Origin of the sequence: Gilliamella sp. Gris3-2, from assembly GCF_001690345.1 — a bacterium.
In the GTDB taxonomy this organism is placed as follows: domain Bacteria; phylum Pseudomonadota; class Gammaproteobacteria; order Enterobacterales; family Orbaceae; genus Gilliamella; species Gilliamella bombi.
In genome coordinates this window covers 22,062-34,815 of sequence record NZ_LZHB01000051.1, presented here as the reverse complement: position 1 = coordinate 34,815, position 12,754 = coordinate 22,062, and the positions used below count along the sequence as shown (strand labels likewise).

17 protein-coding genes are annotated in these 12,754 nt (G+C 32.0%); 8 read left to right on the top strand and 9 right to left on the bottom strand.

Features of this window, described 5'->3' with window-relative positions; all coding sequences use genetic code 11:
* Positions 1-121: 121 nt before the first annotated feature.
* The 7 genes from A9G32_RS07490 to A9G32_RS07460 all read left to right on the top strand — a co-directional run bounded on the left by A9G32_RS07490 (position 122) and on the right by A9G32_RS07460 (position 3,737).
* Positions 122-586: an STY4534 family ICE replication protein gene (locus A9G32_RS07490; RefSeq protein ID WP_065590144.1), complete on the top strand. Its 465-nt coding sequence runs from the start codon at positions 122-124 to the stop codon at positions 584-586.
* Positions 587-752: 166 nt separating this feature from the next.
* Positions 753-1,130: a HigA family addiction module antitoxin gene (locus tag A9G32_RS07485; RefSeq protein ID WP_065590143.1), complete on the top strand. Its 378-nt coding sequence runs from the start codon at positions 753-755 to the stop codon at positions 1,128-1,130.
* A complete protein-coding gene (locus A9G32_RS07480; protein WP_065583136.1) occupies positions 1,120-1,410 on the top strand; it encodes a type II toxin-antitoxin system RelE family toxin in 291 nt (96 codons plus the stop codon). Before A9G32_RS07485 ends, A9G32_RS07480 begins: the two co-directional genes overlap by 11 nt.
* 267 nt (positions 1,411-1,677) lie before the next feature.
* Positions 1,678-2,070, top strand: a complete 393-nt coding sequence (locus tag A9G32_RS07475) for a hypothetical protein (RefSeq protein ID WP_065590142.1) — start codon at positions 1,678-1,680, stop codon at positions 2,068-2,070.
* Between the two features lie 85 nt (positions 2,071-2,155).
* The gene (locus A9G32_RS07470; protein ID WP_065590141.1) at positions 2,156-2,569 is read left to right on the top strand and encodes a hypothetical protein; all 414 of its coding nucleotides are present in this window, start codon (positions 2,156-2,158) and stop codon (positions 2,567-2,569) included.
* Positions 2,570-2,697: 128 nt separating this feature from the next.
* Positions 2,698-3,030 (top strand): hypothetical protein, encoded by a 333-nt coding sequence (locus A9G32_RS07465; RefSeq protein WP_065590140.1) that lies wholly within the window; start codon positions 2,698-2,700, stop codon positions 3,028-3,030.
* A 410-nt stretch (positions 3,031-3,440) separates the two neighbouring features.
* The gene (locus A9G32_RS07460; RefSeq protein ID WP_065590139.1) at positions 3,441-3,737 is read left to right on the top strand and encodes a hypothetical protein; all 297 of its coding nucleotides are present in this window, start codon (positions 3,441-3,443) and stop codon (positions 3,735-3,737) included.
* Between the two features lie 66 nt (positions 3,738-3,803).
* Here A9G32_RS07460 and A9G32_RS07455 read toward each other — a convergent pair whose 3' ends face one another.
* The 7 genes from A9G32_RS07455 to A9G32_RS07430 form a co-directional block, all read right to left on the bottom strand.
* Entirely contained in the window at positions 3,804-6,110 is a 2,307-nt protein-coding gene (locus tag A9G32_RS07455) for an SNF2-related protein (protein WP_065590138.1), read from the bottom strand.
* A gap of 81 nt (positions 6,111-6,191) precedes the next feature.
* Entirely contained in the window at positions 6,192-7,667 is a 1,476-nt protein-coding gene (locus tag A9G32_RS07450) for a DUF6094 domain-containing protein (protein ID WP_065590137.1), read from the bottom strand.
* 15 nt (positions 7,668-7,682) lie between these two features.
* Complete coding sequence (locus A9G32_RS07445) at positions 7,683-8,261, bottom strand: hypothetical protein (RefSeq protein WP_065590136.1); 579 nt, start codon at positions 8,259-8,261, stop codon at positions 7,683-7,685.
* Between the two features lie 79 nt (positions 8,262-8,340).
* Positions 8,341-8,892: a DUF3275 family protein gene (locus A9G32_RS07440; RefSeq protein ID WP_065590135.1), complete on the bottom strand. Its 552-nt coding sequence runs from the start codon at positions 8,890-8,892 to the stop codon at positions 8,341-8,343.
* Between the two features lie 86 nt (positions 8,893-8,978).
* The gene (locus tag A9G32_RS07435; protein WP_065590134.1) at positions 8,979-9,365 is read right to left on the bottom strand and encodes a hypothetical protein; all 387 of its coding nucleotides are present in this window, start codon (positions 9,363-9,365) and stop codon (positions 8,979-8,981) included.
* A 78-nt stretch (positions 9,366-9,443) separates the two neighbouring features.
* Entirely contained in the window at positions 9,444-9,569 is a 126-nt protein-coding gene (locus A9G32_RS13390) for a hypothetical protein (protein ID WP_255306806.1), read from the bottom strand.
* Positions 9,570-9,665: 96 nt separating this feature from the next.
* Positions 9,666-10,019 carry a hypothetical protein gene (locus A9G32_RS07430; protein WP_065590133.1) on the bottom strand — a complete coding sequence of 118 codons (354 nt, stop codon included), beginning with the start codon at positions 10,017-10,019 and terminating at the stop codon, positions 9,666-9,668.
* Between the two features lie 462 nt (positions 10,020-10,481).
* Here A9G32_RS07430 and A9G32_RS07425 point away from each other — a divergent pair, with 462 nt between their 5' ends.
* Positions 10,482-10,751 (top strand): hypothetical protein, encoded by a 270-nt coding sequence (locus tag A9G32_RS07425; RefSeq protein WP_065639595.1) that lies wholly within the window; start codon positions 10,482-10,484, stop codon positions 10,749-10,751.
* A 53-nt stretch (positions 10,752-10,804) separates the two neighbouring features.
* On the opposite strand, the gene A9G32_RS07420 is transcribed toward A9G32_RS07425, so the two are convergent.
* The gene (locus tag A9G32_RS07420) at positions 10,805-12,415 is read right to left on the bottom strand and encodes a conjugal transfer protein TraG N-terminal domain-containing protein (protein WP_065590131.1); all 1,611 of its coding nucleotides are present in this window, start codon (positions 12,413-12,415) and stop codon (positions 10,805-10,807) included.
* A 6-nt stretch (positions 12,416-12,421) separates the two neighbouring features.
* Positions 12,422-12,754: a hypothetical protein gene (locus A9G32_RS07415; RefSeq protein WP_141672731.1), complete on the bottom strand. Its 333-nt coding sequence runs from the start codon at positions 12,752-12,754 to the stop codon at positions 12,422-12,424.

The following is a 12,754-nucleotide window of genomic DNA, read 5'->3' as shown; positions in this document are numbered from 1 at the left end:
GGTTGGTAACATCTATTGGATGTTGAGTTCTTATTAACTTACCTTTTACTCACCCATAGGGGAATTTTATCCCTATCGGGCATAAATTCTCCTTTTTATTGACTTAATTTTGGAGAATATTATGACTAACTTAACTAATAACACAGTAACTAAACAATTTTTTGATTTACATACAACTGGAATTGGCTATTTAAACCGAATCCGTGAAGTTAAAGTCAAAAATGGTAAACCGTATTTATCATGTACAATCGCCGCACTGCGAGGAAATTGCCAAAACGCCGAATATACCTACATTAACTGTAACGTTACCGGTGAAAAAGCAAAAAGCTTAGTTGAAAAATGCATTGAAGCAAATAAAGCCAACAAAAAAATCTTAATCAGTTTTTGCGTCGGTGATATCTATGCTGAAACATTTACATACAGCACTGGAGTTAAAAAAGGAAATGTTGGAATCAATTTAAAAGCTCGATTACTAAAAATCTCCAGCATTAAAATTGATGGTGAACTTAAATATTCGGATAAAATCGAGCATTTAGAAAATCAAAGTGAACCTCAACATGATGAAGAACTCAGTAATGTTGCGTAACAATTAACAACTCAAAAAAGCAAGGAAACTTGCTTTTTTAATTGTTAAATCAGTTGCTTCAACTCTCCATTTGTGATGTAATTCATCACGGAAAAAGGCTTAAAAGTTTTGAACATAAAGGACTGGAACTTTTGAAACTAGTCCAACTAGAGGTATTGGAGCATTTATGGAAATGTTTAACCCTTCACATCCTGGTGAAATTTTATTAGACGAAATTTTACCTAATACATTAAATATGACTATTACTGATTTTGCTAAACATCTAGGTTTTTCACGTGAAACAATATCAAGAGTGTTACATGGTAAAGCCCCTATTTCGCCAACCCTAGCTTGGCGATTAGAACTAGCCGGAATTAGCACTGCAAGAATGTGGTTATCATTACAATCCCAGTATGATTTATGGCAAATTAAACATAAATCAAACCAACCGGAAATAATTCGTTTAGTTCCGTGTATTGACGAAGATGAAGATATTCTTAGAATTGCCGAAGATAGACTCAGAAACCCAGGTAAAATTATTGAGGTGAATGTGGATGACCTTTAAAGTCGTGTTCGATGAAAAGGCATTTAAAGAATGGAATAAATTAGATCGGAGTATACAGCTTCAATTTAAAAAAAAGTTAAAAAAACTTCAGATTAACCCTTATATTGAATCAGCTAAGTTAAGTGGTTCACTATCTGGGTGTTTCAAAATAAAATTGAGGTCGTCTGGATTCAGAATGGTCTATAAAGTTATTGATGAGCTTATTATTATCAAAGTGTTAGCGATAGGTAAGCGAGAATCTTTAAATGTTTACAACGATGCAAAGCAGCGCATTAATTAAATCGTTATACTAATTTTTTTCGCTACTTTTAGTAGCAAACAACGAGAGGATGATCGTTAATTCTCAGACATAGCCAGTAAAATGGTATGTTCCTTTTAATTAAGGTGATCACACACTAACAGCCAACAAACTCACTGTTTCTTGCAGGTTGGTAACATCTATTGGATGTTGAGTTCTTATTAACTTACCTTTTACTCACCCATAGGGGAATTTTATCCCTATCGGGCATAAATTCTCCTTTTTATTGACTTAATTTTGGAGAATATTATGACAATTAATTACATTAAAGACTTATTTACAAATAATTATGGATTTAAACTAGAGATCACTTTTACTGACAATAATCAGGTCGAAATTATCACTTCTGAGCGTAGTTTTAATTCAATTATTGAGGTTGAAAATGAAATTACTCACCTTCTTGGTGATATTTGGATGGATGGTGAAATTAATAATCGTCCATGTAAAGTTAAACGTGCATCAATAGTAGACAATTCTACCCAGAACATAGTAATTAGTGGCTTAGTAAATGTAGTATTAGTTCATTGGCAGTTAAACCCAACAACTAATTTCCTCGAATATCTGAAACGCAAATTACCTATTGTTCGTAATATTGAAATAGCTAAACTCATTGATCTATCTAATTATGAATTAGCTTTATAAAAACTCTACACAATTCCATTTCCATTAGGAGAATACTCCTAATGGAGGGTTCTCCTTTGAAACTTAAAACTATAGGAGAACACTTATGTATATTGAAAATAAACTTGATAATGTTACTAGTAAACGACTCTATCTTAGAGATGACATTATAAAAATTGATGACGATATATTATCTAATATTAAACGATATGATTTGATTAATTCATTCTCTGATGGAGAAGGCGTTGAATTTAATCTCTATCTATCAAAAATGGAAGATTGGTTGATAAAACAATGGCAATGTAATAATTTAAATGATTTCAATCATAAAATTGCTAGCCGTTTCAATTCATCTTATAAAGAAATTTTATCATCAGGAGATTATACACAATGTTTTTTGATTTGTTTTTTGGAGCATTTAAAAGAATTAGGTCATAATGCCTATTTTGATTTGTATTCTGAAGCTGTATTAAGTATTGATGGTGAAATTATTGATAATATTTGTCTCTTAACTAGTTAAATAATTCACAATAAGAAAGCAAGGAAACTTGCTTTTTTTACAACTGATTTTATTCAGTGCAGAGGTGAGAAATTTAATTAAGGAATACTGAATGAAGATAGATTTAAAAAGAGGAGTTGAGGCTAATAATGGAAACAATCAAAAAAACAATTACAACAATCGAACAAATTAAAACACAAAAAGGACTAGTTCTACAACGAACATTAACACATATAGCAACTAGTGATGGCACGCTCTGCAATAGCTATACAATAAAAAGAAATGAAAAAAATGAAGTAATCGGCGATTCTCTAAAAATCGCTGAAAACAAATACCCAATAACGTGTGTTGAGTGCCTAGTAACATGGGGGGAAGTTTGTAATTTTACTATTTCGGATTTTGCAGATTCTGAACAAAATAATTTCACTGAAACTCAGTTAAAAGAGATTTGTTTTGATAAAAAACCATCTAAAAATCAATAAAAACGCAACAATTGTTGCGTTTTTTTATAAAATAACTTTTGACTTACATTCAACTGGAGTAGGTTCGTACATTGACTGTAACATTACAAATAAAAAAGCAAAACTTCCACATTTTTTTCATGCTAGTATTGAATATTTGAGATAAATTAGTATACTGATTCTGCCTTAGTTATTTTTTAGTAACAAACAACGAGAAGATGATCATTAATTCTCAGACGTAGCCAGAAATGGGACGTTCCTTTTAATTAAGGTGATCACACACTAACAGCCAACAAACTCACTGTTTCTTGCAGGTTGGTAACATCTATTTGATGTTGAGTTTCAGTCATCCACTCACCCATAGGGGAAAATTTTCCCTATGGCGAAAATATTCTCCTTTTAATTTCACTCATATTTCCAAGGAGAATATCATGAATAATAAACTAGAAACTCTTCTAAATGACGGACTTTGCTGCATTGGTCTAATAGTCTTTACAAAAGATGGGGTTTTTAATGATGAAGATGTTTATATATTTGACTCACTGAAAGATTTTATTTCTTACAGAAAAAAATATCATGAAAAGATGAGTTTAAAATATAACTACTCTCTTCTAACTGTAGATAGAAAAATCATTGTTAGTGCTAGTCATTATAAAAAATTCATCAAATTATTAAAAAATTTAGATTTAAGTATACTTGAACAACTTGAACAATATGGTATATTGTAATCAAACTCTTTAAAAACCAAAAAAAACGCAACAATTGTTGCGTTTTTTTATGGAATAACTGTTTTATTATGATGCAATTAGCTGTTTCGCTAAAGCCATCTCAATAGATTCATCATCAGAATTGAGTATATCTAATCCCGAATCTGGTATATCTCCTGATGTACTTTGTGAAACTGCTATTTTTTTTGCCATTAATTTTAAACAGCTTGTTTGTGCTGAATTTTCATAGCCCAAATAAATCACTTTTACATCATTTTTTTGGCCAATTCTAAACGAGCGTTTTGCTGCTTGTTGCAATGTGTAAACATTAAAACCAGTTTGCAAGAAAATAATGGTCGGAAAATCAAGTAAATCAAGACCAGTTTTAACAAGTTCTGGATTTGTTATGACAATATCATAATCTTTATCCACTTTGTCTAAGATCCAATCCTCCCTTTTCTCTGGCGACACATTCGATTTTAATATAGCTGTTTTTAAACCAGCTTGTTCTAAAATAAGCTTAAGCCGTCCAGTTATGTCTCGAGTACCAGTATAAGTTGCATATACTAATACTTTACGACCATCTGTTTTTTCAGCTAAACAATGTTCAACTAAAGATTGCTCTTTTGGCGAACATTCAATAAAACTATCACCCTCATCACCACTAAATACAGATGGCACAAAAGCCAGCTTATCTTCTCGTGCTCTTGGATGAGTGACTGTTTCTGCTCTAAAACAGCAGTCAGGCCATGCAAGTAAGGTATTGAGTACAACACCAAGTAATGTTGTATCTCTTTTCACTAATGCACTTCTCAACTCACTCTTAAGTTTATTCGATAAATCATCGTAATAACTTCGTTGCTCATATGACATTGGAATATCAATATACTCTTCAGTATAATTCGGGAGAATATTATCACCAATATCTTTAAGCTTTAGAAATACTGTATACGGTAATACATATCGTAAAATACCCTTTGGTCCAAAACCTGGAGCTTTTTGTGTTCGATGAGAAATCTGATTACCTTTGGCTGTTTTATGACTATTTCCATGCCTTTCCGTATATAGGTCTTTAATGATTCCATGATCTCGCATAAACTCCATTGCTGCGGTACCAAGTGAACCTCTGCTATTCGGTTTATAACCGTCTTCAATCATCTTAGACGTTAATACACGAAAAAGTAAAAAAAATAGGTCATCTGCATATCCTCCCATAAGAGTACCAGTTAAAAGTAAAATCTTTTTAACTTGGCTGGCAAGCACACCCATCGCCTGCCCTTGTGCAGAGCCTTGATTTTTATACTCATGACCTTCATCAACAATCAATAAATCAAAAAATCCTTGTGGTAAATATCTTTTGATAAATTCGGTAGCTTGATAAGCACCTTCGCCAAAACCAAATTCAAGTTTAGCTAAAGCTTTTTCCATTCTTATTGCTTGTCTGTCAGTGAAAATAAACTCACCATCTTCATCCATCAAATTAACAAAATCTGATGCATTATCCGCAAGCAGATCAGATAGAAAATCGTCACCAAATTTATTAATTAAAGATTCAGCTTTTACTGGTCCAATTGTCGGAATTTGACACATTGATTTTTTAACTCTGTCTCTAAAACTAGAATTTGAGTTATTTGATGGTCTAATCAAAGTCCATAAAGCACTGCCACAACTCACACAAGTTGTTCGATGTTCTTTCAAAACAAAATCGCTAAAAAGAATTAACTCACCCTCGTCATCACGACAAAAATTATAACAGTCTGGACAAGCAGCACAGTCTCTTTTTATGTATTTTGTTTTAACCTCCCCGTGCTCATCATGAATATTTTGCTTTTGGTAAATAGGTTTTGATTTCAAGGCATGTTTCCAGTGGTATCCCATCCGCATTCGAACACGTCCTAAAATGTAGAATTCAGGCACATTAGATGTAATACCTAACTTAAGCTCTTGCCTCAATTTTAATAGCTTCACAAGCGTATCTGAGCCATTTAAAACCCATACTCTTGCACTAGGTATCGTTTCTAAAATTTCTCGTCGCCATTTATATACAAGATGAGGTGGCGAAATTATCAGATTACGTCGATACTGGGCTTCATAGTGAAGTACTGCTGCCACAGCAATTGCCATCATTGTCTTTCCTGTTCCCATTTCAGCATTGATAATCGCTGCAGGTTCATTCTGATCTAATAACAATTTTGTAACAGCCTGTACAACATTAGCTTGTTCACTAAATGGTTTACGTTTTAACTGTTCCATAATTGATTGTCGTTCAAATGACATATCATCCTGAAGGTAAACTGGAGGATTAGATGCATTCAAACTATCCAATAATGAATCTTTAAATTCATTAATAAAACTATTTAAATCAATTTGTGTATTTAATGTTACTTGTTCCATTTTTAATCCTTAAATAAAAAGGGATACAAGCTCCACAAGGGATTGTATCCCTTATGGGTTAATGTTTTAATTAATACAGAATTAATACTCATTCGGCAGCATTAGTGTAGTCATAAAAGCTTGCTTATAATCATACCACTCTGTAATAATCCATAGTTTTTTATCATCAGAAAGCTTATAACTTGCAAATAAGCGATCATTTTTTTGTCCTTGCCTTAAAACTCGATCATTTAATTTTTTGTCACTATCATCCATATCATTACCCCAATCACCTTTTTCATAACGACTGAGCGCTTTTGAAACAGCAAGTGCCATATTAAAATCACTATCTGTTAAGGACTTAACTCCTTGTGTAAAATAAATCTCTCCAGTGATAACCAAATTGTATTGATTGTTTTCAAGACATCCATCATCTTCACACAATTCATCAGGTTCATTATCTCGGTTCGAAATTAGAAATAACGAACCAAATGTTTCTGAATTTGGAGTGAAATCCCATGCCTTAATTGAAGGAACAAATTTATCGGTCAAAATTGTTTTTGATTCAACAATAAAGCCCTCATCATCAAAAGTATTTTCAACACTTTTTGACTTTGATTTGTAAGTATCACCTTTAATGATATAAGTTTTACCTGTATTGGATTTTACAATACCATTGATTTCACCAGCAGCCAGTGCTAGTGATAAATGCCAATCCGACATTTTACACAACGGTTTGCGTTTGCGTTCACAACATTTTTTGAAAAAAAGATTAAAGTCATTCCATAATCCACCTATCTTTTTAACTTCCTGACCTAACTCTTCATCGGTAAATGATAATTTATAGAAAGACTTAATTTCACTTTCTAGCTCAGGAATTTGATACATTGGCTTATTTGTAACAGCTATCTCATCAGGAACAATTTCTCCTTCAAAAATAGCCTTAAATTTCGCCTTCACATCATTTTTTTCCTGAAGTGCTATATTATTTTGTCGAACTTTTCTTCCAAAAATAACAATTTGCTTGAATTGTTTATCACAAGCTGTAAATATTGAAATATCAGTGAACTGATTTGCAATCCAATTTGAAAGCATCTCATCAAGCTGAGTAAACGGAATTATTAATACTAAAATACCGTTATACTGAAGCGACGGGATCGTAAAACGATAGAATATTTTCTCTAGTCGTTTGTAGTCTTTCTGATAATTTGTAATTGCTCCATTATGTTCACTAGTTAAATCTCCGTATGGCGGATTTAAGAATAATAAACCAAAGGAATTAGGTGAAATAACGGTATCAAATAAGTCACTTCTTAACAAAACATCACAATATTTTTGAGCTAGTTCTGCTCGATGTCGATTGTATTCAATACCATATAGTTTTGCTTTATGACTAAGTGAATACGCAATATTACTTGCTGCTCGAGCTTCACCAATGCAAGGATCTAAAACTCGAATAGCAGTATTCTCAGTTCTTACAAAATGGCTAATAATTGCATTTGTTGTAGCATCATCCGTTGGATAATAGCCATTTTTAGCAAAATTATGCGCCACTCTCGGTGATACAAGTGCAACCATAAATACTCCCTATGATTATGATAAAGTTAAAATACCATCACAAATTTTTTGGCTCATGATTTGAGTTAATATTGTGTCGTTTACTATGATTGTTGTTGCATCAATATCACCAACAATTGCTTTATGTTCTTTAATCATTCCTTGTTGTTTAGCAATCGATACAATTTCGTCAGCCCAATGTTCTAAAATGGGTACAGATGAAAGTGTTTTAATTGCATCAAAGTAACGATTATGTCTAGTGGAAACATCTTCTACCTTATAAATAGAGATCATTGAATTTGAATCACGGTTTGGCTCAATAATGCGTTTATCAAAAATAAAAGCATGAATCAACGAACCAAATAACGTTTTAGTTACTTTCAATGTGCGCTTTGCATAATGCTTTCCTTCGGCTAAAAACACCCGATGATGATTTAACTTAATATCCGTTAAACCATGTTTAGTTGTTTCGCCAATCGTAAGTTTTGCAAAGAGTTCCTGCATTGCGGTATCTTTCCCCCATACAGATAAAAAAATCAGTTCGGAGTCATTATTCGCAATACAACAATCACATTTCAAATCAGGAATATCTTGTAATGTAAGAATGTTACTCATTAAAGTTTCTCCTTAAATCAATATAAGGAGAAACGATCTCTAGGAAGACCTGTTTCTCCCCAGAGATAGATAAGTTAAGTTAAAATTGTTCTGGCAATTTATTCCAACATTGGCTTTTATAGTCAAAATGGTAACCAAGTTCGATTAAACGTTTTTTCTGGGAACGTATTTTTAAGCGATCCTCCGTTGAATCTAGTTTAACTTGATCACCTATTGGCCATAAAATACCAAACAGTTCAGCATCATCTGAATCTGAGGTAGCCATAGTTTCTTCATGTTGATGCTCAGTATTAACTTTCTGAACTTCAGATGACTCAGTCTGACAAATAGGGTCTTCTGATACATGTATTTTTTCTGAATCTGCTTCATCTAATTTAGATGAATTAACTAGATCCATATCTTCAATATACGCACAACATTCAATAACAACACGATTGCCATAACTATATGAAGAAGATTTGATTTGTTTAATAACAAACGACCCTTCATATTTTCCAGCTTCATACTGATCCAATAATTTATTATCTTTTAAAGAAAATTCACCAATAGACGTAAAAAGCTTGGCGACATTAAAATTGCCATATCTCCCCGTTCTGGTCGTAATGACTAATTCACCAGGTATTGAAATCATATTAATGCTCCAGTATAAAAAGTAAAAATAAAAACCAACTACTTTATGCGTAATAAAGTAAGCTGGTTTAAATAGAAATAGGAAAACTATTTTTGTAGTTGATGATAATTTCTAACTTGAGTTCGCCATTCTTGATTTACTTCAAAATTAGCTAATTCAAGGTAATTAAGTGGACATGAATAATAAGGAGGAAAAGATAATTCACAATAACATGAATAACTCCAAGCCTCGTCAATTTTTTTAATCAAATTACATTTTATGTAACGGTATTTACCTGCCAGTAAAATGTTTCGATAATCGTTTATGACATTAAATTCAATTAATGACCATAATATGGTTACTCCATGAATATAGTCATTACAAACATGAAATTGCAATGTTTTTTCTTCATAATGTTCACTATAAACAGGAGCAATTAATAAATTAATTAACTCAGATTTAGTATGAATATTATGCTCTGAATACCATCTCATAATAATAAAACTCCTCAAACAAAATCAGGAGGTATCACTCAAGAGGAGTGAAAATCCCCCTCTCGGTTGACATTAAAATTAAGACTTATGTAAGTATTGTTGAATGATTGAACTTAATGATACATCATCAGGAATAGTTGCTTCGCAATTGATTAAAGCGAGAAAATATTCTGTCGAAAGAAGTATGTATTCGTTAGTCAACATGGATATTCTCCTAATTAAGTGAAATAAGGAGAATACTTTCGCCACAGGAGAAAATATTCCCCTATGGGTAAAAGATAAAAAACAATTAATTACTTATTAAAATAATTTTCTTGTTTTATTTTGGATCTCATTTTTTTCTAATGAGGCATGAGTTAGTTCTCGTTGTTGCACTAATGCTGGAAGTAAGTCATTGTATTCCTCAATTCTTAGCATTCGAATATCTTTCAATGAAGGTGTAAACCAACTAAACTTTTGTCCCAATTGTTGAACGGCTAAAACACAAGTTACTGCATTAATACTACTATTACCAAAATATACAGATCCTTGCTTCCATTCAAAACCAAGCTTTTTTAACTCATCTCTAACTTCTTTATAAGCATTAGTATATGCACCAGGATAATAGTGCTCTAACCTGCTTGTATCGAAGTCAAAAGTAATTGCATAAGACATTGAGTATACCTCAATATGTGAATGTGATAGTCTAAAATAACTCAACATCAAAATAGATGTCACCAACCTGCAAAAAACAGTGAGTTTGTTGGTTGTTAGTGCGTGATCACCTTAAAAAAGGAACGTCCCATTTTACTGGCTACGTCTGAGAATTAACGATCATCTTCTCGTTGTTTGCTACTAAATAGTAACGGAAACAGGTTTCATTATAATGTAAATTATTCACTAAATTCAATATTAAATTAAAAATCAACAGCTAGTTATGTTATGCCCTTTTTACTTTTAGCCTTTTCAGCCTTTTCAAGGTAGGGCCATTCCCATTATGGCCCATTACCCTTAATACCATTACCCTTTTTACCTTACCCCTTTACCCTTTGCTTTTGCCATTTAAGTATTTAGCATTGACACAAAATAAAAGATGTTTTATATATAAAAGAATAAATTTTAATCAGAGACATGAAAATGGAAAATAAAGATAAGTCAACACAATCTGACACAAACCATAAAATGCTTTTTAATAGTGACGGTTTTGAATTATTTATAAAAATTTTAACAGTTTCTGTAAAATTCATATTGTTCATATTCAAAGGCATACTCTACGTATTACTGTTTTTTTTGGAAACGACACCAGAAAAAAGAAAAGAAGAAGAGGAAGAAAGAAGAAATGAAATATCGTATTATGATGATGATGAAGGTCATGGCTACACAAGAGATGGCAGGATAAAATGGTGATTATTTTAAATAACTGGCATTTAATCTAATGCCAGTTATTTTGACACCATTAATTATTTACTTTTACCTTTCGTTATTATTTTAGCTGCCTTTTTACCACCTTGTTCAACCTTATTCATTCCTTCTTTTCCTGCCTGTCGCATTTTATCCGAACCTCTATCCATAAAACTATTTATTGCATTCCCTATTTTTACTCCAGCCCACGAAAAACTTGTAAGTAAAATCAACGGAAACCCAATAAATACAAATGACGTAATAATATCAACTAACGATTTATTAATATTCCACCGATCGGACATAAAATGAATAGCATTATTTTCATACATAATATTAATCAGTCTAGAATCTAGAAAACGTGCCAGTTCCCAGACAAATGTTAAAAATATCAATGAAAATAGGACAAATGTTAGCGTGATTATCGTCTTCGGTTCAAATCCCCCAATTAAAATAATGATAGGTAATAAAATAATAATAGACATTATTAATATCGATTGAACCATGGGTGCTGCTTGTCGCAACGCATCAATTTCAATAAAGTTCGACATAGAAGAAAAAAATGCCCCGACTGACGCAATTGAACTGCCAACTTGCTCAGATATCGATGGATCCCTATTTTCGTAGTCAACAAACAGATAATCTGAGCTTTGTAACATTTTTTTGGGATTTAAAACTGAACGTAAAACAATTCCATTCAGCTCTTCTTTACTGTTTGTCAACCATTCCCAAAACGAAAATTTATTAATGTTTGGATTTAAATTACCTGTTTTTGATTTTTCATTAGACTCGATCTTAATCTGCTGATTAATATCAGCAATCAGTGCTTTTTTTAAGCCATTTTTACTGTCACTCCACCACGCTTTACATGAAGGATAGCCAGTATTACCTTCTCCTGGTGTTAATCCAACATCTCGTTGTTCATCATATGGCCAGCGATGTTGCGGAGTTTGAGCTCTAAACGAATCATAATATCCTGGTGTATTTAAATAGTATGACGATCCTGGCCATGTCACATCACTAATTAAATCATCAGGTAATTTAGGCAACTCAGTACTTAATTTGTTAAACGAAGGATTGAAACAAAATGAATAAAATTCATTAGCTTCTTTTTTCAAAATTGGATCTTTTACTGCTAGCTCCGAAATTGTTGTACGAATCTCTCGTAAATCAGTATTGCACGGTAATGTCGTAACTACAGATTGCGTGAAGCCTGAAGATAATGAATGAACAAAATACCACCATATGGGAACATAAATTTGTTTCCCATTAAATAAAATACTATTTTTTTTAAATGATGACGATTCTGGAGATATTTCAGCGTATGAACATTCCATTTTCTGTCGAGTAATTTTTCCGTTATCGATAGCTGCTGAAAATCCGCTGTGCTCATAGTGTAATACACGAATATCAAGAGGAATTGATGGATAACATGCAAAGAAAATGACAACCATGCTAATATAAATGTACGTTTCCAATCTAGTCAGAATAACGTTTGCATGCTTACCTTTTAATTCTCCATCCTCCATAACATTTATCGTGATGCTAAGCATTTTGAATATAAAAGGGACAATAAAAAGACCAGAAGATGATATAATGCTCCATATTCCGTTATTTACCAACCATGCTAGTGACAATGTCACATAATCAAAAAAACTCATTGCAGACATATATCATTACCCCATTTTAATAAATAGCATCACTTCATTAAAACAAATTAAAGCAACACATAACATGCTAATTCTAAAAACTAATCTGTTGTAATATATCTTTTTTTCAGTTGTTACTACTTTTGTCTTTATCATTTTTTTTAGTTTTAATAAAAGAAAACCAGTAAAACAATAAATACACAAACGCATTACAAGAAAAAAATAGTAATTGCTACTCAAAAATACATTAATAGAAGCGACTTCACGTTCTGTTAATGAAAAAACAGATAATATGCAACAAATTAATCCAATTAAAAAAATAAGAGAAATTGTAAGCTTAATAATTTTTTTCTTATCCAT